23 protein-coding genes are annotated in these 24185 nt (G+C 69.6%); 15 read left to right on the forward strand and 8 right to left on the reverse strand.

Annotated features, from left to right (window positions below; genetic code table 11):
- Window positions 1–20 precede the first annotated feature (20 nt).
- Genes ACT3UN_RS03720 through ACT3UN_RS03735 form a run of 4 tightly spaced genes read right to left on the reverse strand, consistent with a single transcriptional unit; the run spans window position 21 to window position 2846 of the window.
- A complete protein-coding gene (locus ACT3UN_RS03720; RefSeq protein WP_441579181.1) occupies window positions 21–617 on the reverse strand; it encodes a hypothetical protein in 597 nt (198 codons plus the stop codon).
- A 6-nt stretch (window positions 618–623) separates the two neighbouring features.
- Window positions 624–1190, reverse strand: coding sequence for a hypothetical protein (locus tag ACT3UN_RS03725; RefSeq protein WP_444656339.1), 567 nt, complete (start codon window positions 1188–1190; stop codon window positions 624–626).
- Window positions 1191–1210: 20 nt separating this feature from the next.
- A complete protein-coding gene (locus ACT3UN_RS03730) occupies window positions 1211–2005 on the reverse strand; it encodes a class I SAM-dependent methyltransferase (protein ID WP_301442237.1) in 795 nt (264 codons plus the stop codon).
- Between the two features lie 22 nt (window positions 2006–2027).
- The gene (locus ACT3UN_RS03735) at window positions 2028–2846 is read right to left on the reverse strand and encodes a thioesterase family protein (protein WP_301442238.1); all 819 of its coding nucleotides are present in this window, start codon (window positions 2844–2846) and stop codon (window positions 2028–2030) included.
- A 41-nt stretch (window positions 2847–2887) separates the two neighbouring features.
- Here ACT3UN_RS03735 and ACT3UN_RS03740 point away from each other — a divergent pair, with 41 nt between their 5' ends.
- The 4 genes from ACT3UN_RS03740 to ACT3UN_RS03755 all read left to right on the forward strand — a co-directional run bounded on the left by ACT3UN_RS03740 (window position 2888) and on the right by ACT3UN_RS03755 (window position 6592).
- Window positions 2888–4744, forward strand: a complete 1857-nt coding sequence (locus ACT3UN_RS03740; RefSeq protein ID WP_301442239.1) for a penicillin-binding transpeptidase domain-containing protein — start codon at window positions 2888–2890, stop codon at window positions 4742–4744.
- 87 nt (window positions 4745–4831) lie between these two features.
- Window positions 4832–5239 carry an META domain-containing protein gene (locus ACT3UN_RS03745; protein WP_301442240.1) on the forward strand — a complete coding sequence of 136 codons (408 nt, stop codon included), beginning with the start codon at window positions 4832–4834 and terminating at the stop codon, window positions 5237–5239.
- Window positions 5239–5709: an META domain-containing protein gene (locus tag ACT3UN_RS03750; protein WP_441579180.1), complete on the forward strand. Its 471-nt coding sequence runs from the start codon at window positions 5239–5241 to the stop codon at window positions 5707–5709. The genes ACT3UN_RS03745 and ACT3UN_RS03750 overlap by 1 nt, the downstream gene beginning before the upstream one ends.
- A complete protein-coding gene (locus ACT3UN_RS03755) occupies window positions 5693–6592 on the forward strand; it encodes an HAD family hydrolase (protein ID WP_301442242.1) in 900 nt (299 codons plus the stop codon). The genes ACT3UN_RS03750 and ACT3UN_RS03755 overlap by 17 nt, the downstream gene beginning before the upstream one ends.
- On the opposite strand, the gene ACT3UN_RS03760 is transcribed toward ACT3UN_RS03755, so the two are convergent.
- Window positions 6555–7994, reverse strand: a complete 1440-nt coding sequence (locus tag ACT3UN_RS03760; RefSeq protein ID WP_444656341.1) for an aminotransferase-like domain-containing protein — start codon at window positions 7992–7994, stop codon at window positions 6555–6557. The two genes, ACT3UN_RS03755 and ACT3UN_RS03760, sit on opposite strands and share 38 nt — an antisense overlap.
- A gap of 37 nt (window positions 7995–8031) precedes the next feature.
- On the opposite strand from ACT3UN_RS03760, the gene ACT3UN_RS03765 reads away from it, so the two are divergent.
- Window positions 8032–9282, forward strand: a complete 1251-nt coding sequence (locus tag ACT3UN_RS03765) for a pyridoxal phosphate-dependent aminotransferase (RefSeq protein WP_301442244.1) — start codon at window positions 8032–8034, stop codon at window positions 9280–9282.
- Here the strand turns inward: ACT3UN_RS03765 and ACT3UN_RS03770 are convergent.
- Complete coding sequence (locus tag ACT3UN_RS03770) at window positions 9270–10271, reverse strand: GlxA family transcriptional regulator (protein ID WP_301442245.1); 1002 nt, start codon at window positions 10269–10271, stop codon at window positions 9270–9272. The genes ACT3UN_RS03765 and ACT3UN_RS03770 overlap by 13 nt on opposite strands.
- Before the next feature lie 53 nt (window positions 10272–10324).
- Here ACT3UN_RS03770 and ACT3UN_RS03775 point away from each other — a divergent pair, with 53 nt between their 5' ends.
- The 8 genes from ACT3UN_RS03775 to ACT3UN_RS03810 all read left to right on the forward strand — a co-directional run bounded on the left by ACT3UN_RS03775 (window position 10325) and on the right by ACT3UN_RS03810 (window position 17819).
- Entirely contained in the window at window positions 10325–10792 is a 468-nt protein-coding gene (locus ACT3UN_RS03775) for a nuclear transport factor 2 family protein (protein WP_301442246.1), read from the forward strand.
- A complete protein-coding gene (locus tag ACT3UN_RS03780) occupies window positions 10789–11445 on the forward strand; it encodes a DJ-1/PfpI family protein (RefSeq protein WP_444656343.1) in 657 nt (218 codons plus the stop codon). The genes ACT3UN_RS03775 and ACT3UN_RS03780 overlap by 4 nt, the downstream gene beginning before the upstream one ends.
- A gap of 99 nt (window positions 11446–11544) precedes the next feature.
- Window positions 11545–12702: an AAA family ATPase gene (locus ACT3UN_RS03785; protein WP_444656345.1), complete on the forward strand. Its 1158-nt coding sequence runs from the start codon at window positions 11545–11547 to the stop codon at window positions 12700–12702.
- A gap of 81 nt (window positions 12703–12783) precedes the next feature.
- Window positions 12784–13587, forward strand: coding sequence for a hydroxymethylpyrimidine/phosphomethylpyrimidine kinase (locus ACT3UN_RS03790; protein ID WP_301442249.1), 804 nt, complete (start codon window positions 12784–12786; stop codon window positions 13585–13587).
- A 48-nt stretch (window positions 13588–13635) separates the two neighbouring features.
- On the forward strand, window positions 13636–14739 hold the full coding sequence (locus ACT3UN_RS03795; protein WP_444656347.1) for an FUSC family protein: 1104 nt from the start codon (window positions 13636–13638) through the stop codon (window positions 14737–14739).
- A gap of 20 nt (window positions 14740–14759) precedes the next feature.
- Window positions 14760–15236: a GyrI-like domain-containing protein gene (locus ACT3UN_RS03800; RefSeq protein WP_301442251.1), complete on the forward strand. Its 477-nt coding sequence runs from the start codon at window positions 14760–14762 to the stop codon at window positions 15234–15236.
- A 202-nt stretch (window positions 15237–15438) separates the two neighbouring features.
- Window positions 15439–17277 (forward strand): BCCT family transporter, encoded by a 1839-nt coding sequence (locus tag ACT3UN_RS03805; protein WP_444656425.1) that lies wholly within the window; start codon window positions 15439–15441, stop codon window positions 17275–17277.
- Between the two features lie 41 nt (window positions 17278–17318).
- A complete protein-coding gene (locus ACT3UN_RS03810; protein WP_301442252.1) occupies window positions 17319–17819 on the forward strand; it encodes a phosphoribosyltransferase in 501 nt (166 codons plus the stop codon).
- A 40-nt stretch (window positions 17820–17859) separates the two neighbouring features.
- On the opposite strand, the gene ACT3UN_RS03815 is transcribed toward ACT3UN_RS03810, so the two are convergent.
- Entirely contained in the window at window positions 17860–19539 is a 1680-nt protein-coding gene (locus tag ACT3UN_RS03815; RefSeq protein ID WP_301442253.1) for an FAD-binding dehydrogenase, read from the reverse strand.
- Window positions 19540–19689: 150 nt separating this feature from the next.
- Here ACT3UN_RS03815 and ACT3UN_RS03820 point away from each other — a divergent pair, with 150 nt between their 5' ends.
- Complete coding sequence (locus ACT3UN_RS03820) at window positions 19690–21054, forward strand: MFS transporter (RefSeq protein WP_441582029.1); 1365 nt, start codon at window positions 19690–19692, stop codon at window positions 21052–21054.
- A 5-nt stretch (window positions 21055–21059) separates the two neighbouring features.
- On the opposite strand, the gene ACT3UN_RS03825 is transcribed toward ACT3UN_RS03820, so the two are convergent.
- Window positions 21060–22424 (reverse strand): class I SAM-dependent methyltransferase, encoded by a 1365-nt coding sequence (locus tag ACT3UN_RS03825; protein WP_441579176.1) that lies wholly within the window; start codon window positions 22422–22424, stop codon window positions 21060–21062.
- A 329-nt stretch (window positions 22425–22753) separates the two neighbouring features.
- Between ACT3UN_RS03825 and ACT3UN_RS03830 the strand changes: the two genes are divergently transcribed.
- Window positions 22754–24181: an NAD(P)/FAD-dependent oxidoreductase gene (locus ACT3UN_RS03830; RefSeq protein WP_441582028.1), complete on the forward strand. Its 1428-nt coding sequence runs from the start codon at window positions 22754–22756 to the stop codon at window positions 24179–24181.
- Window positions 24182–24185: the final 4 nt, after the last annotated feature.

Consider the following 24185-nt stretch of genomic DNA (forward strand, 5'->3'; position numbering starts at 1 on the left):
GTGGGTATCGTACACCCACCTCACACAGAGGCAAGGACCTCCTTCAGGACGCTGCGGACGTCCTCGCGCTGCCCCGCGGACGCCATCCCCGTCACCGTGAGCGTGACCACGACACGCCGCGCCGCGGCGTCCTTCGGCGCGACAGCGACCTCGAAGGACGTCCCGTCGTCGAGGGCGCTACGCCAGTAGGACCGTTTCGGTGTGTCGGAGACCCGCGGTTCCCCGACCGGACGCAGCGACGTCCCCTCCCCCGACACCAGCGCGCCGACCACGTCGCGAACAACGCACACACCCGCGTCACCGTCGGTGACCACGGCCGCCACCTCCAGCGTGCGCGACGCCGCGACCTGGAAATCTCCCCCGCTCGACTGGCCCGTGGCCCGTCGTCCGATCTGCTTCTCGTAGGCGACGGTGGCTCCCTGGCCCCACCACCCCGGGTTGTCCAGCCCCTGCCCCACCATCAACGGGTGCACCGCGGCAGCCAGCTCGGCGTGGGACAACCGCGCGCCCCCGGCGTCCTCGAACACCGTCACGATGCGGCGCCACCCGACCCCCGCCCCGCGCTCCACACGACGAATCTCCGCCCGGAGGTCATCCTGGGACGCTGACGGGGCCATGTCCGGTCACCTCACACGTGCCGACTCGATACGCGCCGGTGCGACGTAGGCGGTACCCGCCGTGCACAGGATCGCGCCGAGGGTGAGGAGCGTGTTCCAGTCGCCGTCCAGCAGGCCGCCGAGCAGCACGTAGACCACCCCGGCGGCGATGGCCAGGGCCAGGATCGCCGCACCGAAGAGGTTCTCGTTGCCCGTGCCCACCACCGGGATGTACAGCAGTCCGGCGAGGACGCCGACGATGCCGGCGATCAGCCCGTAGACCACCGCCGCGCCGGGGCCCTGGGCCGCCCACCCGGTGATCGCCGAGACGATGAGGTCGACGACCAGCAGGATCGCGAAGGAGATCACCGCGCACAGCACGCCGAGGATCACCAGGTTGATGACGACCTTCTTCGTGTCGAAGCGTCCGGCCAACAGGTTCTCCGGCTGCTGCCGGGGAGGCTGCTGGGGCTGGTACTGCTGATGGTAGCCCTGCCCCTGCTGCGGCTGCTGGGGCGAGTACTGCCGCGTCGGCTGGTTCTGCTGACCGTAGCCACGGTTCTGGTCAGGACGGTAGGGCTGCTGGTTACTCATGCGCCCAGTCTTCCATCAGGTCACACCCGGATCAACAACTCCCCGTGCGGCATCACGAAGACCGCCGCCTCGTCCGCCGCCCAGGAACGCCAGCCGGCGCAGATCCCCGCGGCGTCCTGCACCTGTGCTGCCTCAGCAGACTCAGCCGCCTGGGTCCGGCGGATCCAGCTGTCCGCCAGCCACGACGCCCCCGCGCCGTGGGTGTAGGTCCACGTCGAGGTGGTGAAACCCAGCTGCCCGGGGCCGAGGCCGGCCTGCCGGGCCCAGGCGGGCAGCAGGCGTCCGGCGTCCGGCTCCCCGCCGTTGGCACGGGCTCGGCGACGGTAGTCGCGCTGCCACCCGACCAGCCCCTCGGGCTGCGGGTGGAAGAACATGCCGGCGTAGTCGGCGTCGCGCACCGCGACGACCCCGCCCGGGGCGGCGACGCGCACGAGTTCGCGCAGCACGGCGACCGGATCGGCCACATGTTGCAGTACCTGGTGGGCGATGACCACGTCGAAGGAACCGTCGGCGACGGGCAACGCATGGGCGTCGCCGAGCGCGAACTGCGCGCCGATGCCGCGCTCCTCGGCCAGCCCACGGGCCGCGCGCAGGGGCTCGTCGGTGTTCTCCACACCGGTGACCTGCGACGCCGACCCGCCGAGTCCGGCGACAATGGCGGCAACGTCGAGGGTGATCGATCCGGGACCGCAGCCCACGTCCAGCACGCGGGAGTCACGGTGCAGGTGCGGCAGGACGAACGCCAACGAATCCTGCGCGGTGCGGGTCAGGTGGTTGGCCAGCACGGCCGGTCCATGTCCGTGGGTGTACTTCATCGCGCAAGCCTCCTTCTCATTCTTAACTGAACCGGATGCCGGCGAACTGGTGGGACTGGGCCACGAGATTGCCGTCGGCGTCCCACACCGTGGCGGACTCGTCGACCCGGTCCCCCTGGACCAGGTTCGCCTTGAGCAGCACGTTCACCGGGCCGGGCACCGGCGTCGCCCGCACGTAGGTGGACAGTTCGATGGTCGGCACCCAGCCGCCCGGGCGCACGTCGAACGTCGCCGGCGGCAGGATGTCCGCGGCCAGCAGCAGCGACTCCGGGGTGAAGTCCTCCCCGTCCGGCAACTCCACCCAGGCCCGCACCTCGCCGAGACCACGGGGTGCGGAGTCGGCGATGACCTCGGTGAACGCGCTCTGCCCCGGGTGCAGGTACAGCCCGGCGTGGTGGAGGATCTCCACCGGGAACTGCTCGCGCGGCGGGACGTACCGCGTGCAGTCGTCGAATCCCGCGCCCGGGTCGGGGAGGTCGTCGGTGGCCCAGTCGACCGCGGCGTCCCCCAACGCCCCGAGGGTGAACAGCGACTCCCCGGTGATCTCGCCCTGCTGGCTCATCCGCACGCGCACCTGCGTGGTCGTGCGTCCGGCGCGCAGCAGCTCGGCGGTCAGCTCCACCGCGCCGGGGCGCGGAGAGCGCAGGAAATGGGAGGACGCCGCGACGACGTGCGGGTGGGCGTCCCGCCCGGACGCCACCGCGACGGCGACGCGGGCCATGACGGTCTGCAGGTACCCGCCGTTCGGGTTGCCGAGGATCGTCCACCCCGCGTCGATGTCGGCGCTCCACTGGTTCTCGCCGGTCCGGGTGACGGCGCTGACGTCTGCGTATTCACTCACGCGGTTCACGATACCCGGCGGCTGCCTCTACCATTGGCGCTATGACGAAGCCTGCCCACCGTCCCACGTCCGTCACGGCGATCCGCACCGTCAGGGCCAGCCTGGGTGCGAGCCTCACCGCCAGCGCCCTGGTCCTGGCCGGGTGTTCGGTGCCGTGGAGCGACTCGCCGACCGACGAGTTCGTCGACCTGGTCAACGCCGGCGACTGGGCCGGCGCCGCCGAGCACACCGACGACCCCGAGGCCGCGGAGCAGTACCTCACCGAACTCGAGGGAAACATCGGCGAGACGACACTCCACCTCGAACTCGACGACAGCGCGACCACCGCGACGTGGACCGTGCCCTCCGGCGACGAGGTCACCTCGCAGGGTTCGCTGGGCACCACCGACGGCGGCAACGACCCGGTGGTGTGGGACCCGAAGATCCTCGACTCCGCGCTGACACCGCAGACCTCCGTGTCCTACTCCGACGACCGCGCCTTCGACCTGCCCGTCCTCGACGCGCGCAATGACGCGCAGATGTCGTGGACCACGGTGACCGTGTTCACTGCCGCGGCCACCGAGGAGATGGAGCCGCAGGAGCAGGCGTCCGCCATTGCCGACGCGGCGCGTCCGGCGATCGACGACCTGGACACCGACTCCGTCGCCACGCAGATCACCGAGGCCGGCGAGGAGGCGACCACGCTGTTCTCGCTGCGTCCGGAGGACGCCGGGGACGTCGCCGACGCCCTCGGCGCGGTCCCCGGGGTCGAGTCCCGGGAGGAGGGCCGGCTGCTGTCGTCCTCCGGGACGTCCTCCCCGGTCGACGGAGACCTGCGCGCCTACTGGGAGCAGCGTCTCGACGACACCGCCGGTTGGACGCTGACCACCACCGCCGACGAGGAGCAGGGGCTCGAGGGCGAGGTGCTGGGCCAGGAAGCGCCCGCGGAGTCCGAGCCGGTGCGCACCACGATGGACATGGGCATCCAGGCCGCCGCACAACGCGCCATGGACGGTGAGGACCGGGCCGCCTCGATCGTGGCGATCGACCCGTCGACCGGCGGGCTGCTGGCCTCCGCGCAGAACAGCGCCGCCGACGGGCAGGGCACCCCGGCGATGACCGGGCAGTTCCCGCCCGGGTCGACGTTCAAGACGGTGACCACCGCCGCCGCGCTGGGCCGGGGCACCGTAGGCCCCGACGACGAGGTGGAGTGCCCCGCCGAGGTCGAGGTCGACGGCCGGGTCATCCCCAACGACCAGGACTTCGACCTGGGCACGGTGCCCATGCACACCGCCTTCGCCGAGTCCTGCAACACCACCCAGGCGTTGATCTCGCGTGACCTGGAGCCCTCCGACATGAAGGACACGGCGATGCAGCTCGGCCTCGGCGTGGACTTCGACGCCCCGGGCATGACCAGCATGACCGGGTCCGTGCCGGTCACCGAGCCCGGTGCGGCACGCGTGGAGGCCGCGATCGGGCAGGGTGAGGTGCTGTCCTCGCCGTTCGGGCTGGCGCTGATGGAGGCCTCGGTCGCCAACGGCGGGTCGATGGTGACCCCCTCGGTGATCCAGGGTGAGGAGACCACCGCGACGACCGCCGACGGGGAGGACGGGGAGACGGGCGCCGAGCCGGAGCCGCTGGACTCCGGGGTCGTCGACTCCCTGCGTTCGATGATGCGCGAGGCGGTGACCTCGGGAACGGCGTCGTCGCTGAGTGACATCGACGGTCTCGGCGGCAAGACCGGCACCGCCGAGGTCGGCGAGGGTGACGCCCACGGCTGGTTCGTGGGCACCGTCGGCGACATCGCCTTCTGCGTGTTCATCGAGGGCGCGGACTCCTCCGGCCCCGCCGTGGAGATGGCCGGCGACTTCCTGCGCGACGACGCCCTCGCTGACGTCACCGGGGCCTCGGGCAGTTAACATGGCCGCCGAGCCGGACGATTGAGTCCGGTAAGAACCTGTACAACTCTGTACATCTCCCCGAGACCCACCGAGGAGTGGATCCCAATGACCCTCACGCGAAAGATCCTGACCGGCGCCATGACCGCCGCGACCACAGCTGCCCTCGTCGGCTTCGCCGGTGCCCCGGCGGCCACCGCCGAGCCGGTGCAGTCCTCTCTCCCCGACGCCCCGTTCTCCGGCACCTGGGTCGACGTCGACCCCACCGGTGCCGCGGAACTCACCTTCGACGACGGCCGGATCTCCGGCACCGACGGGTGCAACGGCGTCGCCTCGTCCTACACCGTCGACGGCAACGTCGCCGAGGTCGAGCCGTTCGCCTCCACGCTGATGGCGTGCCCCGGGCCCACGAGCGACTGGCTGCAGGGCGCCGCCAGCGTCCACCACTACGGTGCGCTGCTCGTCGTCCACGACGAGGACGGCGGGGTCCTCGGCGCCCTGCGCCCGGAGATCTGATGCACCGCCGCCGCAGTTCCGCCCTCGTCGCGACGCTCGGCGCCGCCGTCCTCGCCGTGGGCCTCTCCGCCTGCGGCGGCGACACCGACGGGGGCGGCGCGTCTTCCACCACCACACCGAGCACGGAGGCCACCACAGTGACTGCCCCAGATCCTGACTCGTCCCTGACAGGAACGTGGGTCGACCCCGACGGCAACGGCTACCTCACCTTCGACGGTGAGGGCGGGGTGACCGGCAGCGACGCCTGCAACGGCATCCGCAGCACCTACGAGAGCGATGGCGAGACCGGCGGCGAGACCGGCGGCGCGAGCGTCGCCCCCTTCCCCACCACGATGATGGCCTGCGGGGACGGCTGGTCGCAGTGGCTGCTCGGGGTCAGCACCGTGGAGCTGCACGGTGACTCGCTCACCGTGCTCGACCAGGACGGCGGCGAGCTCGGCACCCTCGTCCCCGGTGAGGCGCCTGAGTGAGCGTCCGGTGATCCGTCTGGTCGCCACCGACCTGGACCACACGCTGCTGCGCGGTGACCGGACGGTCAGCGACCGCACCGTCGCCGCGCTGCGCTCGGCGCGTCGGGCCGGGATCACGGTCGTGCCGGTGACCGCCCGCAACGTCGTCGGCGTGCGCGCGGTGAACGCGCGCACCGGTTTCGACTGGTGGGCCGTGTGCGGCAACGGCGCCTACGCCGTCCACCTGGGCACCTCCGACGACCGGAGCGCAGAACCCCTGTTCGCCACGGCGGCCACGCCGGACGCGCTGCGTCGGGTGGTGGCCACGGTGCGTGCGGGGTTCCCGCGCGCCTGCTTCGCCGCCGTGCGCGAGTGCGGAGCCCGGTTCATCGCCGAGGACGACTACGCAGCCCTCGCCTCTGCCACCGACCACAGCCGCGACCCGGCGTCGATGGAACGCGCCACCGTCGATGACCTGGTGGACGCACCGGCGGTGAAACTCGTCTTCCGCGACCCGGACGTCCCGGTGGACGTCCTGTTCGACAAGGTCAGCGCACTGCTGGCTGTGCGGGCCGAGGACACGGGGGTGGAGCTCACGATGTCCGGCGCCCCGTTCGTGGAACTCATGGCCGCCGGGGTGTCCAAGGCCACCGGCCTGGCCCGGCTGTGCTCGCACCTGGGCGTGGAACCCGGGGAGGTCCTCGCCGTCGGCGACGGCCTCAACGACATCCCCATGCTGCGGTGGGCCGGACGCGGCGTGGCCGTGGCCAACGCCGGGCCGGACGTGCGCGCCGCCGCCGACGAGGTCACCGCCGCCGCGGACGACGACGGCGTCGCCGTCCTGCTGGAAGGGCTCAGCGCGCAATTCAGCGACAGCGCGGCAGCACCTCCGCGATCGTCCTGACCGCCGGGTCGAAGCGTGCCGGGTCGGGCCCGGCGAAGTTGAGCCGCACGAACTGGCCGGCGGGTTCGGCCGGGAACAGTCCGTCACCGGAGGCGACGAGCACCCCGGCTCGTTCGCATTCCACCACGAGACGGTGCAGGTCCGTGCCGTCGGGCAGGCAAACCCACAGGTTCAGCCCACCGGCGGGCACCCGGGTGAGCACCGCCTCCGGCAGGTGGGTTCGCACCGCGTCGACCAGCAGGTCACGCCGCGAGCGCAACCGGGCGCGAAGGGAGCGCTGGTGGGTTCGCCACGCCGGCTGGCCGACCACGTCCAACGCCGCGGCCTGCAGCACCGGGCTGACGTACATGGTGGACGCCGCGACGTTGGCGCGGATACGCCCGCCCACCGGGCCGCGGGCGATCACCGCGCCGACCCGCAGCGTGGGCGAGACACTCTTGGTCAACGAGCGCAGGTAGATCACCCGTCCGGCGTCGTCGAGCGCGGCCAACGGCGGCAGTTCGGGGAGGTCGGTCATGCCGAAGTCGTGGGCCCAGTCGTCCTCGATGAGGAAGGCACCGTGGCGGGCCAGCACCTCGATGACCCCGCGCCGGGTGGCCTGTGACCAGGTCACGCCGGTGGGGTTGGCGTAGCGCGGCTGGGCGTAGAAGGCCCGCGCGCCGGTGCGGGTGAGGATGCGGTCGAGCTCGACGGGGTCCGGGCCGTCCTGCCCGCCGCCGGTGGGCACGAGCCGCACGCCGGACTCCCCGGCGGCGAGGATCGCGCCCCAGTAGGTCGGCGACTCGATGACCACCGGGTCGCCGGGGGCGGCGACGGCGCGGAAGATCGCGGCTAGGCCGCTCTGCGTGCCGGGCAGCACGGTGACGTCCGCCGCGGCGGCCGGGGCGGTGCCCGGTGGGGTGTGACGTCCCAGTTCGTGGGCGAACCAGGCGCGCAGCCCGGGCAGCCCGGAACGCGGGGCGGCGGTGACGGCGTACTCGCCACGGGCGGCGCAGACCAGCGCCTGGCGCACGAGCTTCTCGGGGAGCAGCCGGCGGTCCGGGTAGCCGTTGTGCAGGCTGACGGCGTCGTCCGGGGTGGGACGCAGCGGGCCGTCGCCGGTGGCGGTGGCCGGGTTCGCCGCGCCCAGCGCCCCGGCCTGCCAAGAGTAGTCCGCGGGGCGCAGGCGTCTGACGCCCGCCCCCTCGGTGACGAAGGTGCCGACGCCGGGGCGGGTCTCCACCGTCCCTTCGGCGGCCAGGACGCGCAGGGCGGCCTGCACGGTCCCCGGCCCCACCTCGTGGTCACGGACGAGGGTGCGGGTGGCGGGCAGTCGTGTGCCGGGCGCGCGACCGTCGATCCAGCGGCGTAGTTCCGTCACCAACTGGGCACTGCTACTCTGCGCACTGCTACTCTGGGCCATGACAGTGAATAGTAGCGCTACCGCACAGTACGCACCAGTGATACCGACCGGAACCGGGCACCCACGCCGTAGCGTCCGGCAGTCCTCGAAACTCCGCAACGTCCTCTACGAGATCCGCGGTCCCGTCGCCGCCCGCGCCGCGGAGATGGAACGCGCCGGGGTGGACGTGCTGAAACTCAACATCGGCAATCCGCAGCCCTTCGGTTTCACCGCCCCGCCGCACATCACCGAGGAGATGGCGCGCGCCCTGCCGACCTCCCACGGATACTCCGACTCCCACGGCATGCCTGCCGCGCTCGACGCCGTGACCGGTCACTACGCCGAGATCCCCGGCTTCCCGGAACTGCGCCGCGAAGACGTGTACCTCGGCAACGGGGTCAGCGAACTGATCACCATGACCTGCCAGGCGCTGGTCGACAACGGCGACGAGATCCTCATCCCCGCCCCCGACTACCCGTTGTGGACGGCCATGGTCACCCTCGCCGGCGGCACACCCGTGCACTACCGCTGCGCCGAGGACGACGGGTGGAACCCCGACCTGGCAGACATGGAGGCCCGGATCACCGCGCGCACCACCGCCATCGTGGTCATCAACCCGAACAACCCGACCGGTGCGGTGTACCCGCCGCACATCCTGGAGGGAATCGCCGAGCTCGCCCGGAAGCACTCCCTGACCCTGCTGGTCGACGAGATCTACGACGCCATCACCTACGACGGCACCGCCCACACCCACCTGGCGGCGGTCGCGCCGGACGTGCTGACGTTAAGCTACTCCGGACTGTCGAAGAGCAGCCGGCTGGCCGGGTACCGCGCCGGCTGGATGGTCGTCACCGGGCCGAAGGAGCACGCCGCCGACTTCCTGCACGGCCTGGACCTCATGGCCTCCACCAGACTGTGCGCCAACGTGCCCGGCCAGCACGCCATCGTCGCCGCCCTGACCGGCGAGGGCGACCATTCGATCGGTACGCTCACCGGGCCCGAGGGTCGACTCACCCGGCAACGCGACGTAGTCGAACACGCCCTGAACTCCATGGACGGGGTGAGCTGTGTGACACCGCGCGGTGCGCTGTACGCCTTCCCCCGCCTGGACCCCGACGTCCACGAGATCCGGGACGACGAGAAACTCGTCATGGACCTGCTGGAGCGCGAGCACATCCTGCTCGTCCACGGCACCGGCTTCAACTGGCCGACGCCGGACCACCTGCGCATCGTGCTCCTGCCCGAGGAGCAGGTGCTGGCCACGGCGATGGAACGCATGGGCAACTTCCTGGCGGACTACCGGCAGTAGTCCGGTGGGTGGTGGGTTTGACCGAAACTCTGCCGGTAGGCGGTGGGAGTGACCCCCAACTCACGCAGAATGTGCCGGCGCAGGCTCGTCGCTGTCCCCATTCCGGTCCGGTGTGCGATGGCCCCGATCGTCAGGTCACTGACCTCAAGCAGCCGACGCACCTCCGCAACCCGCTGCCGGGTGAGCCACTCGGCGGGCGGTACCCCGACCTCCGCGGTGAACCGACGCTGGAAGTGCCGCACGGACATTCCCGCGCGTGCCGCACAATCCGAGGTCGACAGTGGTTCGCCGAGGTGTGCGGTCATCCATTGCGCCACGGACGCGATACCGCCCCGCGGTTCCGGCGAGGGACGGTCGATGAATTGTGCCTGGCCGCCGATCCTCTGCGGGGCCACCACCATTCGTCGAGCGATCCGGGTGGCGACCTGCTCCCCCATGTCGCGGCGTACCAAATGCAGGCACAGGTCGATGCCTGCCGCGACCCCTGCGCTGGTGGCGACGTCTCCGTGGTCGATGTAGAGGACCCCAGGGTCTACGTGGACGTCGCTGTACCTGCGCTGGAGTTCGTCCGCCTCCTTCCAGTGGGTCGTCGCCGTGCGGCCGTCCAGGAGCCCCGCCGCAGCCAGCGCGAAAGCGCCGGTGCAGATCGAGACGACCCTCGCACCATGAGCATGTGCCTGACGCAATAGTGAAAGGGCGTTTCGGGTCGGCCGGTCAGCCGGGTTCAGAGACCTGTTGAAGCCCGGGACAACCACGGTGTCCGCATGCAGGATCTCCTCCGGTCGGCTGACCCCACCGATCGTGAACCCGGTAGAGGTAAGAACCTCCGTGGAAGTCGTCCCCACCACGAGTGCTTCGTACTCGTCCTCGCCACGGAAGCCGAATATCTGGGATGCGGTCGCCAGGTCGAAGGCGACGACCTCGGGGAACGCCAGGATCATCACTTTGTGGGGAGCCTCAGCACCTCGATGGCGTGAAATGTTCGACATGTGGCATTTATGCCACTCACGTGCCGGGAAGTCCACGCAATAGCGTCAACCACATGACGAGAGAAACCCCTGGAGCTACTCAACCAAGCCGGCCGCCGCGCCCGCCGTTCACACGACAGACGGCACTCGCGAAGGTTCAGGCGGCCGAAGATGCGTGGAACACCCGAGACCCGGAACGGGTTGCCCGGGCGTACACGACGGACACCGAATGGCGGAACCGTGAGAACCACGTCACCGGACGCGAGGAGGTCATCCGGTTCCTCACCGAGAAATGGGAGCGCGAACTCGACTACCGGCTGAGGAAAAACCTGTGGGCGTTCGACGAGGACAGAATCGCCGTTCGCTTCCAGTACGAGTGGCACGACACCCACGGTCAGTGGTGGCGGTCCTACGGCAATGAACTGTGGGAGTTCGACTCCAACGGACTGATGCGTCGGCGCGAAGCCAGCATCAACGATCTCGCCATAGCCGAATCGGAGCTGCGTGTCACTCCTGGAGTTGGGGTGATCCCGATATGGTGAGCCCGGCCGACACCGCGCAGAAGAGGACCGTGACAGTGATCCTCTACGAGGGCTTCGAGGTGCTGGACGTCTTCGGCCCAATTGAGCTTTTCAGCCACGCCCCGGGCTGGACGGTGGAGTACGCAGGGCCGCGGACCGGGCAACCGGTGGGAAGCGCCCAGGGTGCGGAAGTCACCGCCCAGACCGGGTACACCGACGTCCGGGACCGCCCGGGCGGCCCCGACATCGTCCTGGTTCCCGGTGGGAACGGCAGCCGTCGGCTGGCCGGCGACCGCGAGTTCTTGACCGTCCTCGCAGAGATTTGCCACCGCGCCACGGTCATCACCTCGGTGTGCACCGGTTCCGCCTTGCTTGCTGCTGCCGGGGTACTCGACGGCTGTCGGGCGACATCGAACAAGAAGGCGTGGGACTGGGTCACCTCCCAGAGCGATCAGGTGGCCTGGGTCCCGCAGGCACGGTGGGTCGTCGATGAGGGGAACGGGACACCGATATGGACGTCGTCCGGAGTTGCCGCGGGGATGGACATGGCCCACGCACTGATATCGGAACTGGCAGGCCATGAAGACGCAGATCGGATCGCGGAGAACATCGAGTTGGCCGTCCACCGGGATCCTGGGTGGGATCCCTTCTCCGCTATCCACGGCGTGAAGTAGTCGAGCTGCTCGAATCGCTGAGCCTTATCCATTTTATCCATGTCGGGCTTCTATCCGTTTTATCCACTCTATCCAGCCACTTCCCGTAGACTGTCCGGCATGACCTCCCCGGCGAACCCCTTCCGCCCCGGCTTCGGCGAGTCCCCCACCGTGTGGAGTGGGCGCGGGACCATCCTCGACGCCTACCGCCACGCCATCGAGACCGACGCCGGCAGCCCGGGCCGCATGCTGTTGATCAACGGCGCCCGCGGCATCGGCAAGACCGCGCTGATCAACGAGCTCGAGGACATCGCCCGCACCAACGGGTGGGTGCTGCTGCGCACCTCCAGCAACAAGAACATGCTCGGCGAACTGATCGACACCGCCATCCCCGAGGCGATCAACTCCCTGAACGGCCGCCCGGGCAGGCGCATCAGCGGCGCGTCCATCGCCGGCATCGGGTCCCTGCGCACCGAGCAGGAGGACGCCGAACCCGTCACCCCGTCCCTGGCGTCCCAGCTCCGCCGCCTCGCGGAGTTCACCGGTGCGCACCGCTCCGGGATCCTGATCACCATGGACGAGGTCCAGGCCGCCGACGCCGACGACATCGGCGTCCTCGTCACCGCCGTCCAGGACCTGGTGCGCGACGACATCGCCGTCAGTTTCATCGGAGCCGGGCTCACCGCCGGCATCCAGTCGCTGCTCAACGCCCCGGGCACCACCTTCCTTCGCCGCAGTCAGCGCTACCAGCTCGCCCCGCTGCAGCAGGACGACGCGGTCGACCTGCTGCAGCGCACCGCGGAGCCGACGGACGTCGTCTTCTCCCCCGAGTCCGCCCGCCACGCCGCCCGGTCGGCGTTCGGCTACCCCTACCTGCTGCAGCTCATCGGCTCACTGGCCTGGCGGATCTCCCTCGCCGAGGGGACGGGCACGGTCTCCACCGGCGCCGTGGAGGAGGCCGTCGGCCTGGCGATCCCGGTGCTGGGCAACCAGGTGCACCAACCCGAACTCGCCACACTCCCCCACGCCCAACTGGATTTCCTCCACGCGATGGCCACCGTCATGGACCGTGCCACCGACCCCGAGCACCCAGACCGCGTCAGGATCCACGACCTGGCCGAGGAACTGCGCAAACCGGTGACCTCACTGTCCAGGGTGCGGGCCGCCCTGATCGACAGGGACATCATCCACTCACCGGCCTGGGGCACGGTGGCTTTCCGACTGCCCTACCTCCGAGAGTTCCTCGACAGCCCCGGCGGCCCGCTGGAGGTGTCGTAGCGTTCAGGCGGCCCCCACGCCCCACCGGGATACCGAGGACTCATGCGCACGGGATCCAAACCAGCCCTTACCATTGTGTACATGAACACACCTCCCATCGCATTCGTCATCGCCGGCTCCGAGGCCACCGGCGGTGCAGGCATCCAGGTCGACCTCAAGACCTTCCAGCAGCTCGGCGTCTACGGCGTCGGCGCCCTGAGCTGCATCGTCGCCTTCGACCCGGCGAACAACTGGGGCCACCGTTTCCACCCGGTCGACCCGCAGATCATCGCCGAACAGTTCGAGGCGGCACTGGCCACCCACCCGGTGGAGTCGATGGACACCGCCAAGGTCGGCATGCTCGGCACGCCGCAGACCATCGACACCGTCGCCGGGAAGCTCTCCGAGCGCTCCTGGCGCAACCTCGTCGTCGACCCCGTGCTGATCTGCAAGGGTCAGGAACCCGGCGCGGCACTGGACACCGACAATGCGCTGCGGGAGAAGATCCTGCCGCTGGCCACCGTGGTGACCCCGAACGTCTTCGAGTCCCAGACCCTGTCCGGGATGGACAGCATCACCACCGTCGAGGAGCTCGAGGAGGCCGCCCGGCGCATCGGTGAGCACGTCCCCTACGTCCTGGCCAAGGGCGGCGTCGAGCTGCCCGGCGACGAGGCCGTGGACGTCCTGTGGGACGGCCACGAGATCACCCGGTTCTCCGCCCCGAAGATCGGTGAGCAGCGTGTCTCCGGCGCCGGTTGCACGGTCGCCGCCGCGCTGACCGCGGAGCTGGCCAAGGGCACCGAGATCGTCGAGGCCGTCCAGCGTTCCAAGGATCTCGTCACCCGCGGCATCGAGCACCGCGTCACCGCGAACACGCCCTTCGACACCGTCTGGCAGGGCGCCTGAGCGTCACCACCGGCGAGCGCCTGTCACCGGTGGACCTATGATCGAACAGTGCCTGACATAAACGCAGCTTCCGAGAAACACCGTGGCACCTCCCACCTCCGGGAGGCCGCGCGCAGCATGCTCACCGTCGCGCCGGGCAACAGGGACCTGGCTCCGGCGGTGCGTATCGCCGTGTCACTGGCGGTGCCGCTCGTGCTGCTCCTGCTGGTCGACCGGCTCGAATGGTCGCTGTTCGCCTCCTTCGGCGCGTTCACCTCGATCTACGGTCGCTACATGCCCACCCGCACCCGGGTGCGCCAGCAGTCGGGCATCGGCGCGATGCTCACGGTGTGCGTGGGACTCGGCGCGTTGATCGCCCAGGCCTCGCAGTCGTTGACGGACACCACCCACGCGGTCGTCACCGTCCTGGCGGGCACGCTGGTGGCCGCGGTGACGGCGACGGTGATCATGGTCCTCGACCTCAAACCGTCCGGCGCGGTGTTCACGGTCTTCGCCACCACGGCAGTGGCCTCGGCACCGGTGACCGCACCGGTGTGGGGCGCGCTGCTCATCGCCGGGTCCGCGGCGTCCTGGTGCGTGCTGCTCAGCGCGTTGTCCCGCTGGGCGGGCGAGGCGAATGCGGACGCGGTGGTGCACGCGCCGCCGAGTTACTCGCGCGCCGCGATGGTCCGTCAGTTCTCGAAGTACGGTCTCGCCGCACTGCTCGGCGGGTCGGTGGCCACGGCCACGGGCATCCCCTCCCCGTACTGGGCGCAGGTGGCCGCGGTGGTGCCGTTGTCGACGCCCGGACACCGTCAGCAGGTGGAGCGTGGGCTGCACCGCATCACCGGTACGGTCCTGGGTGTCGGGGTCGCGGCGTTTCTGCTGTCCTTCCCCAGCGAGCCCTGGCAGATCCTCGTGTGGGTGGTGGTGATGCAGTTCCTGGCCGAGATGTTCGTGCTGCGCAACTACTCCCTGGCCTTGGTGTTCATCACCCCGCTGGCCCTGCTGATGGTCTTCCTCGCCCACCCGCAGCCGGTGTCGACGTTGCTGGGCGCGCGGGTCGCCGAGACGGCGATCGGCGCGGTCGTCGGCATCGGTGTCGTCCTGCTGTCCGCGTGGCTGGCCAGACGCCGACCCCGTGCGGTGCGGCGGGCCGAGCAGGTAGATTGACACCCACAAGGAGGATTCCCATGCCGGAACCTGAGCTCGTCGACCTGCCCGCCCGCCATCTCGCCGTCGTCCGCGACACCGTCGCCGTCGAGGAGTTGGCCACGTTCTACGACCGCTCCTTCCCGCCGATCTTCACCGCGTTGGACGCCGCGGGCGTCGTCGTTTCGGACGCCCCGATGGCCGTCACCCACGGCGTCCCCGGGACGCTCCCCGGCGCAAGCGTCGACATCTCCGTCGCCGTCCCGCTCGACGCCGCCTTCCCCGGCGCGCGGGACGCGGCAGTGACGGCAGAGACCCTGCCCGCCACGCGCACGGTCACGTTGCTGGTCCGCGGCAACTACGACCTGCTCGCCGGCGCCTTCGACGAGGTGATCTGCTGGGCACGGTCGCAGGGGCTCACCCCCACCGGCACGTCCTGGGAGCAGTACCTCACCGAACCGACGCCGGACGGCGACCCGGACGCCAACGAGACGCTGATCGGCGTCCTCGTGCGGTGACCGTCCGGAAGAGCTGCACAATGGGCTGACGGGGGCCGATCCCGTAACATGATGCGTCGAACTGACATCTACCCCGTCCGGTAATGCTGACAGTGTCCTCCCGACACGTCCGCAGCCAGGCGGAGAACGGAATGACTCCGTGCCGGATTCCCCGGAACCTACGTCCCCCGCCTCCCCGGAGGCGGGACGCTACCCGGACGACATGCACCCCGGCCTCGTGCCGGGCATCAGCGTCGACGACCAACGTAACCGCTTCGGCCTCGACAAGACGGTCTTCTTCGTCACCGCGGCGCTCATCGTCTCCTTCATCGTCTGGGGTGTGTCGAGCCCGTCGTCGGTCTCCGACGTCTCCTCGACCATGTTCTCCTGGGCCATCAGGAACATGGGCTGGCTGCTCAACGTGGTGATGGTCTCCGCGGTGGTGCTGATGATCTACCTGGCGTTCTCGCGCTTCGGGCAGATCAAGCTCGGCACCGACGACGAGAAGCCGGAGTTCTCCCGCTTCGCCTGGGTGGCCATGATGTTCGGCGCCGGTCTCGGCGTGGGCATCTTCTTCTTCGGCCCCTCCGAGCCGCTGACCTACTACATGGACCCGCCGCCGCACACCGTCGACGCGGAGACCCCCGAGGCCATCCACCGCGGCCTGGCACAGACCCACTTCCACTGGGGCCTGGCCATCTGGGGCCTCTACGCGATGGTCGGCGGCGCGCTGGCCTACAGCTCCTACCGGCGCGGCCGGGTCTCGCTGTTCAGCTCCGCGTTCCGCTCCCTGTTCGGCGAGCGCCAGACGGCCGGCCTGGCCGGACGCCTGGTCGACATGATGGCGATCATCGCCACCCTGTTCGGCACCGCGGCCACCCTGGGCCTGTCTGCGCTGCAGATCAGCCAGGGCGTCCAGATCGTCTCCGGCGCCTCGGAGATCACCAACACGGTGCTGATCATGATCATCGCCTTCCTGACCCTGTGCTTCATCATCAGCGCGGTGTCCGGGGTGAGCCGAGGCATCCGGTACCTGTCGAACCTCAACATCTCCCTGACGCTGGGCCTGGTGCTGTTCGTGTTCCTCCTGGGACCCACGCTGTTCCTGCTGAACCTGGTGCCCTCGGGCATCATGGCCTACGCCGACAACATGCTCGACATGATGGGACGCTCGCTGTCCTGGGGTGAGGACACCCTGGAGTTCCAGTCGATGTGGACCGCCTTCTACTGGGCGTGGTGGATCGCCTGGACCCCCTTCGTCGGCCTGTTCATCGCGCGCATCTCCCGCGGCCGCACCATCCGCGAGTTCGCGCTGGTGACCACCCTGGCCCCGACCTTCATCCTGATCCTGGCCTTCACCATCTTCGGCGGCACGGCAATCACCTTCTTCCAGGAGGGACGCGAGGGCGTGGACGGCGACTCCTCGGCCGAGCAGCTCCTGTTCGCCGTCTTCGACAACCTGCCGTTGAGCTGGCTGACCCCGTTCATCATCATCTTCGTGCTCGCCGTGTTCTTCATCACCTCGGCGGACTCCGCCTCGCTGATCATGGGCACCCTGTCCGAGCGCGGCAACCCCTCGCCGAACAAGCTCGTCGTGGTGTTCTGGGGCCTGTGCATGATGGGTATCGCGGTGGTGATGCTGCTCACCGGTGGGGAGACGGCGCTGACCGGACTGCAGAACCTGACGATCCTCATCGCCATACCGTTCTCCGTGGTGCTGATCGGGCTGGCCGTCGCGTTCGTGAAGGACCTGATGACCGACCCGGCCGCCATCCGGCGCGACTACGCGAAGTCCGCCATCCAGAATGCGGTGTACAAGGGCATGCAGGAGCACGGGGACGACTTCGAATTCTCCGTCGCCCGCACCGAGGACGGCGCCGGTGCCGGCGCCCACTTCGACTCCACCTCCGCGAAGGTCACCAACTGGTACCGACGCACCGACGAGGACGGGAACGACGTCGGCTACGACTACGGTGCCGGCCAGTGGTCGGACGGGTGGACGTCCGACGGTGAGGACGGCCCCACCACCGAGACCGTCGCCGAGCCGCGTAACCGGGACTAGGCTGTCACCTCCGCGGGCTCCACACGATACGATGTGGAGCCATGAGCGACGAACGCGAGATTCTCACCTACGACCTCTTCGGCACCGCGATCAAGGACCTGGCGCAGACGGTCGTGGACGACTACAAGCCCGACCTGATCCTCTCCATCGCCCGCGGCGGGCTGCTCATCGGCGGTGCCCTGGGCTACGCGATGGGGATCAAGAACGTCTCCGTGATCAACGTGGAGTTCTACACCGGGGTCGGTGAGACCCTCGACCAGCCGGTGATGCTCCCGCCGACGCCCGAGGCCGTGGACCTGTCCGGCATGAAGGTGCTCATCGCCGACGACGTCGCCGACTCCGGCAAGACCCTGGAACTGGTCCAGGAGTTCTGTGCCGAGACCGTCGCCGAGGCCCGCACCGCGGTGATCTACGAGAAGTCGCGCTCGATCATCAAGCCGGACTACGTGTGGAAGAAGACCGACCAGTGGATCGACTTCCCCTGGTCCGACTTCCCCGTCATCACCCCGTCCGGCACCCCCACCGGCGGAGAGGCCTCCTAAGCTTCTCGAGCTTCTCGAGCTTCTCGAGCTTCTCGAGCTTCTAGGCCCCCTGGCCCAGCGCCTCACCCACGCGCTTGCCGCTGTGGATGCAGCCGCCCAGGAACGTCCCCTCCAGGGCGTTCTTGCCGTGCATGCCGCCTCCGCCGAACCCGGCGACCTCGCCGGCGGCGTACAGGCCCGGCAGCACCGAGCCGTCGGCACGCAGGCAGCGTCCCGAGAGGTCGGTCTCGATCCCGCCCAACGTCTTGCGCGTCACGATGCGCAGCCGCACCGCGATCAGCGGTCCGTTGTCCGGGTCGAGGATCCGGTGCGGCTTGGCCGCTCGCACGATCTTGTCACCGAGGAACTTCCGTGCCGTGCCGATGTAGTTGACCTGCGCGTCCTTGGAGAACTTGTTGTCGAGCTGACTGTCGCGGTCCTCGATCTGACGGCGCAGGACGTCCGCATCCACGACCGGAGCATCTGCACCGGTGAGCTCGTTCATGCCCTGCACGAGGGTCTCCAGGTCGTCGGCGATGACCCAGTCCTCACCGTGGTCCATGAAGTTGCGCACCGCCACGTGTGTGCCGGGGCCGACCTTGCCGGCCAGCTTCCGCAAGGACTTGTCCGTGAGGTCCGGGTTCTGCTCGGAGCCGGAGAAGATGAACTCCTTGTCCGCGATCGTCTGGTCCAGCACGAACCAGCTGTAGCCGTGGCCGGTGCGTCCGATGTGTTCCAGGGATGCCAGGTTGTCCGAGCCGGGGAAGATGTTGGTCGGAAGGCGCTTCCCGGTCGCGTCGAACCACAGTGAACTCGGCCCCGGGATGATGCGGATGCCGTGGCCGGGCCACACCGGGTCCCAGTTCGCCATGCCCTCGGTGTAGTGCCACATACGGTCGGTGTTCACCGTGGCCGCACCCGCCTGCGTGGAGATGCCGATCATCCGTCCGTCGACGTGCGCGGGCACACCGGTGACCATGTCCTCCGGGCACCCGCCCCACCGTTCGGTGGGCCATGAGCGGCGCACCAGGTCGAGGTTGCCGCCGATACCGCCGGAGGTCACCGCCACGGCCGCACCACGGTGCTCGAAGGTGTCGACCACCTCGCGCGGCGAGGCGACGCCGCGTCCGAGCTCGTCGCAGGGGGCCAGCACGCTGCCGCGCACCCCCACCACCGCGTCGTCCTCCACGATGAGTTCGTCGACCCGGTGACGGAAGGCGAAACGCACCCGCCCGGCGCGCTCGGCCTCCAGCAGCGGTTCGCGGAACACCCGGACGACCTCGGGTCCGGTTCCCCAGGTGAGGTGGAAGCGTGGCACGGAGTTGCCGTGCCCGGAGGCGTCGCCGCTGCCACGTTCGGCCCAGCCGACCGTGGGCAGGACGTTGAGGCCGAGGTCGCGCAGGTAGTCGCGCTTCTGGGTGGCGGCGAAGTGCACGTAGGCGCGTCCCCACTCCCGGGGCCAGCGGTCGTTTTCGGCGGGGTCGTAGTCCGCGGAGTTCTCCCAGTCCCGCCAGGCCAGCTCCTCGGAGTCGTGGACGCCCATGAGCCGTTGCTCGGGGCTGCCGACGTAGAACAGCCCGCCGAGCGACCAGTAGGCCTGCCCGCCGAGGTTCGCCCGGTTCTCCTGGTCCAGGACGAGCACGTCCCGTCCTGCCTTCTGCGCCTCGTAGGCGGCGACGAGTCCGGCGAGCCCGGCGCCGACGATGATCACGGTGTCTGTGCTGCCACGGTTATCTCCCATACGAAAGCAGTCTAGGGGCTCGCCCGTGGAATGGGACGCGGACCGACATATCTCACACAACGGACGCTTGCGTTCGCTGAGTGAGACCTGTAATTTTTCCCCTCGTCCCATAACCGCCGAAAATGACGAAGAGAGAATCGCAGCCGCCCCATGACCACCTCACTCACCGAGCACCCCGCCCCGCCGTCGGCGCGGCCGAACGGCAACAAGAAGAGCCGTGTGATCTTCGCCTCCACCATCGGGACGACGATCGAGTTCTACGACTTCTACGCCTACGCCACCGCGGCGATCATCGTCTTCCCGCACCTCTTCTTCCCGGAGAACGAGAACTCCACCATCGGGCTGCTGGCCTCCCTGGCCACCTTCGGGCTGGCCTTCGTCGCCCGCCCCGTCGGCTCGGTGCTCTTCGGCCACTTCGGTGACCGCATCGGGCGCAAGGCCACGCTCATCGGCGCCCTGCTGACCATGGGCGTCGCCACCTTCATCATCGGCCTGCTGCCCACCTACGAGCAGATCGGCCTGTGGGCCCCGGCCCTGCTGGCGCTCATGCGCTTCTGCCAGGGTCTGGGCCTGGGCGGCGAGTGGTCGGGCGCTGCCCTGCTGGCCACGGAGAACGCCGAGGACGGCAAGCGGGCCCGTGCCGCGATGTGGCCGCAGCTCGGCGCACCGTTCGGCTTCATCCTCGCCAACGGCCTGTTCCTCATCCTCGTCCTGGGCCTGGACCACACCCACGGCGAGCCCGGTGGCGCATTCATGACCTGGGGCTGGCGCGTGCCGTTCCTGCTGTCCTCGGTGATGGTGGCCATCGGCCTGTACGTGCGCTTCAAGCTCGAGGAGACCCCCGTCTTCCAGGACACCCTGGACAAGGGCGAGGACGTCAAGGTCCCCACCGTCGAGGTCTTCCGCACCGCGTGGCGTCCCCTGATCCTCGGCACCTTCGTGATGGTCTCGACCTACACGCTGTTCTACCTGGTGACCACCTGGTTCCTGTCCTTCGGCATCGGCGACCGTGAGGCCGGCGAAGGCCTCGGCATCCCCTACAACCACTTCCTGGTCATCCAGCTGATCACGGTGATGTTCTTCGTCGTCGGCATCCCGCTGGCCGGCTACCTCTCCGACACCGTGGGCCGACGCCGCTACCTCACTGTGGTCTCCGTGCTGGTGCTCTTCTACGCCTGCGCCTTCCAGGCGTTCCTCGACCCGGCGACCTCCGGCGAGGTGAAGGCCGGGATCTTCCTCGGCATCGGCATGTTCCTGATGGGCCTGATCTTCGGCTCCATGTCCGCCGTGCTGCCCGAGATGTTCCCCACCAACGTGCGCTACACCGGCTCCGGGATCGCCTACAACGTCTCCTCGATCCTCGGTGCCGCCGTCGCCCCCTTCATCGCCGTGGCGCTGGCCACCGCGTACGGCCCGTGGGCCGTCGGGATCTACCTGGCCGTGGTCGTGCTGATCAGCCTCGTGGCCATCCGCCTGATGCCAGAGACGAAGGACTCCGACCTCTACTCCGTGTAGCGGACTCAGTTACGGCGGAACACGAACTGTTCGCAGTCCAGGGCACCTGCCCGCGCGAGTGCCTCGTGCAGGGCCAGCTGGTAGTTCCAGAGCCTGCGGTACACCGCGTCGAAACCGGCGGCGGCCGCCGCACGTTCGCGGGCGGTGAACGCCGAGCGCCACAGGGCCAGCGTCGTGGCGTAGTGCGACCCCATCCGGTTGCGCGCCGTGAGACGCAGTCCCGCACGGTTGGCCTGCGCCGTCACGTGCGTGGGCGTGGGGTACTCCAACGCCGGCCACACGTAGGCGCGCATCACGTCCAGGCTCTCGGTCACGCTCGCCTCCGGCGGGCGGAGATCCTGGTCCTCCCCGTCGACGGGGTCCGTCGGACGCACCACCGACTGGACGACGGCGATCCCGTCACCGGCGAGCATGCGTTCCACGGCGCGCAGGAAGTGGATCGTGCCGTCGTTGCCGAGGGTCTCCATGCGCTCCACGCTGAAGACCGCGTCGTAGGTGCCCGACCACTGGCGCGGCGACGGGATCGGCCCACGGATCGTCTGGACGCGCACCGCACCACCCACGCCCGCCTCGTGGGCGAAGGCGCGCACACGCTCCGCGTGGTCCACGTCGGACGTCAGGACGTCGACGTGGGCGCCGCGCCGCGCGGCGGCCACCGGCAGCGCACCGCCGGACGACGGCAGCTCCAGCACCCGGTGCCCCGGGCCGACCTGCGCCTCGTCGAGCATGGCGTCGATGCGGTGCTGCTGGGCGGAATCCAGGTCGGCGCGGTCCACCGCCGCCGGGTCCGTCGGCGCGTCGAGGTAGCTCACCGTCACCGGCGGACGCTGACCGCCCTGCTCCGGGTTGTCGACCTCCGAGGTCCTCGTCCCGGAGGCGAACAACGCCGAGCCGGTGGCACGCGACTGCCCGGCGTAGATGTCGACGAGGGCGTCCGGCAGGTCGCCGGCGCGCACATGACCGGCGACCCGGCGCCGACGGCGCGACAGGCGTCGTCCGAGCCCGCCCTCCAGGGGTTGGGTCAGCAGCGCCCCCAGCACCTCCGGCAGGGGGTCGGCCGTCCACTCCCCGGCCATGTAGCCCTCCGCCAGACCCAGCCAGCCGGCGTCGACGACCCGGTCGAGAACCAGGCCGTCGTCCACCACGAAGCGGGGGGAGGAACCGGGGGTCAGCGAGATTCCGTGGTCCTGGGTCAGGTTCTCCAGCCGCTGCTGCAGGTGCACCGCCCGACGACCGAGGAACGGGGCCTCCGGCGCCCGCGCCACCCCCGGCCACCGGTCTGCGTCGACGTAGTTTTCGCGGTTCTCGCGGGCATCGCGGGGGTCACGTCGGACGCCACGGCGATGGCCGTCGTCGACAGGTCGTGTCACGTCCGCCTCCGTCCTCGCTGGTCTTAGGTATTCTAGGCAAAAGCAATCGGCCACCCCCGGCTGCACCCGAAACAGAAAGGCCCGCCGAGAGGACCCACCGCATCCAGCCCGCGTGATGATCCCGTCGAGGACAGGCACTAGTATGGGCACTCAGGTCCGACGCGACCGGGAGGTCCGTCGGCTGACGACACTACACCGGCGTCCACCGACCCCCTGTAGAACACGCAGCAGTGCTAAAGACACAACGCAGAGAGAACACGTGATGACCACCGGCGCCGACACCGTAGGAACGCCCGCGCGGTCACCGCAGAACGAGGAGTTTCGCTGATATGACAACAACCGCACCCTTCCGGCCCTCCGGCCGTCACCACGTCGTCATTGTCGGCGGAGGTTTCGGTGGACTGTTCGCCGCCAAGAAGTTCGCCGGCGCCGACGTCGACGTCACCATCATCGACCGCACCAACCACCACCTCTTCCAGCCGCTGCTGTACCAGGTGGCCACCGGCGTGCTGTCCTCCGGCGAGATCGCCCCGACGATCCGCCAGATCCTGCGCAAGCAGCGCAACGCCCGCGTCGTCAAGGCCGAGGTCCGCGACGTCAACGTCGACGAGAAGATCATCACCGCCGACCTGGGCGGCAAGGACGTCGTGCTGCAGTACGACTCCCTCATCGTCGCCGCCGGCGCCGGCCAGTCCTACTTCGGCAACGACCACTTCGCCGAGTTCGCCCCCGGCATGAAGAGCATCGACGACGCGCTCGAGCTGCGTGCCCGCATCACGGGCGCCTTCGAGCGCGCGGAGATCACCGACGACCCCGCCGAGAAGGCCCGCCAGCTGACCTTCGTCATCGTCGGCGCCGGCCCCACCGGTGTGGAGCTCGCCGGCCAGCTCGCCGAGATGGCCCACCGCACCCTGCGCAACGAGTTCCGTCGCACCGACACCGAGCAGACCCGCATCCTGCTCGTCGACGGCGGCCCCCAGGTCCTGCCCCCGTTCGGCAAGAAGCTCGGCCGCAAGGCCCAGCAGACCCTGGAGAAGCTCGGCGTCGAGGTCGTCACCGACTCCCTGGTCACCAACGTCGACCGCGACGGCGTGACCTGGAAGAACATGAAGACCGAGGAAGAGACCACGGTCGCCGCGTACTGCAAGATCTGGTCCGCCGGTGTGGCCGCCAGCCCGCTGGGCAAGCACATCGCCGAGCAGATCGACGGCATCGAGGCCGACCGTGCCGGCCGCGTCCCGGTGAACAAGGACCTCTCCGTGGGCGACCACAAGGAGATCTTCATCGTCGGCGACATGATGAGCCTCGACAAGCTCCCGGGCCTGGCCCAGGTCGCCATCCAGGGTGGCGAGCACGCCGCCTCGATCATCCGCGCCGAGGTGGAGCAGGGCGCCACCGAGCGTCCGGACTTCAAGTACTTCGACAAGGGCACGATGGCCATCGTCTCGCGCTTCAACGCCGTGGTGAAGCTGGACAAGGCCGAGATCTCCGGCCCGATCGGCTGGCTGATGTGGCTCGCCGTGCACCTGATGTTCATGGTCGGCTTCCGCAACCGCTTCGTCGCCGCCTTCAGCTGGGGCCTCAACACCCTCTCGGCCAACCGCTGGCACCTGGTGGCCACCCGCCAGCAGCTGCACGCCCGCAACGCGCTGCGCAAGCTGCGCACCCTCGAGGACGAGCAGGACATCCGCTCCATCGAGGTCCGCGACAACCTCAAGTTCGGCGACGGTCGCGACACCCGCGCCGTGGCCGACTAATAGC

The organism is Corynebacterium sp. AOP12-C2-36, from assembly GCF_052379185.1.
Lineage (GTDB): Bacteria > Actinomycetota > Actinomycetes > Mycobacteriales > Mycobacteriaceae > Corynebacterium.

What these genes read in the sequence shown, in the direction of transcription:
- ACT3UN_RS03725 (WP_444656339.1), bottom strand. Translation starts at nt 1,190, where the DNA reads ATGAGTAACCAGCAGCCCTACCGTCCTGACCAGAACCGTGGCTACGGT.
- ACT3UN_RS03730 (WP_301442237.1), bottom strand. Translation starts at nt 2,005, where the DNA reads ATGAAGTACACCCACGGACATGGACCGGCCGTGCTGGCCAACCACCTG.
- ACT3UN_RS03820 (WP_441582029.1), top strand. Translation starts at nt 19,690, where the DNA reads ATGACCACCTCACTCACCGAGCACCCCGCCCCGCCGTCGGCGCGGCCG.
- ACT3UN_RS03790 (WP_301442249.1), top strand. Translation starts at nt 12,784, where the DNA reads ATGAACACACCTCCCATCGCATTCGTCATCGCCGGCTCCGAGGCCACC.
- ACT3UN_RS03760 (WP_444656341.1), bottom strand. Translation starts at nt 7,994, where the DNA reads ATGGCCCAGAGTAGCAGTGCGCAGAGTAGCAGTGCCCAGTTGGTGACG.
- ACT3UN_RS03775 (WP_301442246.1), top strand. Translation starts at nt 10,325, where the DNA reads ATGACGAGAGAAACCCCTGGAGCTACTCAACCAAGCCGGCCGCCGCGC.
- ACT3UN_RS03810 (WP_301442252.1), top strand. Translation starts at nt 17,319, where the DNA reads ATGAGCGACGAACGCGAGATTCTCACCTACGACCTCTTCGGCACCGCG.
- ACT3UN_RS03800 (WP_301442251.1), top strand. Translation starts at nt 14,760, where the DNA reads ATGCCGGAACCTGAGCTCGTCGACCTGCCCGCCCGCCATCTCGCCGTC.
- ACT3UN_RS03750 (WP_441579180.1), top strand. Translation starts at nt 5,239, where the DNA reads ATGCACCGCCGCCGCAGTTCCGCCCTCGTCGCGACGCTCGGCGCCGCC.
- ACT3UN_RS03770 (WP_301442245.1), bottom strand. Translation starts at nt 10,271, where the DNA reads ATGTCGAACATTTCACGCCATCGAGGTGCTGAGGCTCCCCACAAAGTG.
- ACT3UN_RS03745 (WP_301442240.1), top strand. Translation starts at nt 4,832, where the DNA reads ATGACCCTCACGCGAAAGATCCTGACCGGCGCCATGACCGCCGCGACC.
- ACT3UN_RS03815 (WP_301442253.1), bottom strand. Translation starts at nt 19,539, where the DNA reads ATGGGAGATAACCGTGGCAGCACAGACACCGTGATCATCGTCGGCGCC.
- ACT3UN_RS03830 (WP_441582028.1), top strand. Translation starts at nt 22,754, where the DNA reads ATGACAACAACCGCACCCTTCCGGCCCTCCGGCCGTCACCACGTCGTC.
- ACT3UN_RS03740 (WP_301442239.1), top strand. Translation starts at nt 2,888, where the DNA reads ATGACGAAGCCTGCCCACCGTCCCACGTCCGTCACGGCGATCCGCACC.
- ACT3UN_RS03785 (WP_444656345.1), top strand. Translation starts at nt 11,545, where the DNA reads ATGACCTCCCCGGCGAACCCCTTCCGCCCCGGCTTCGGCGAGTCCCCC.
- ACT3UN_RS03720 (WP_441579181.1), bottom strand. Translation starts at nt 617, where the DNA reads ATGGCCCCGTCAGCGTCCCAGGATGACCTCCGGGCGGAGATTCGTCGT.
- ACT3UN_RS03805 (WP_444656425.1), top strand. Translation starts at nt 15,439, where the DNA reads ATGCACCCCGGCCTCGTGCCGGGCATCAGCGTCGACGACCAACGTAAC.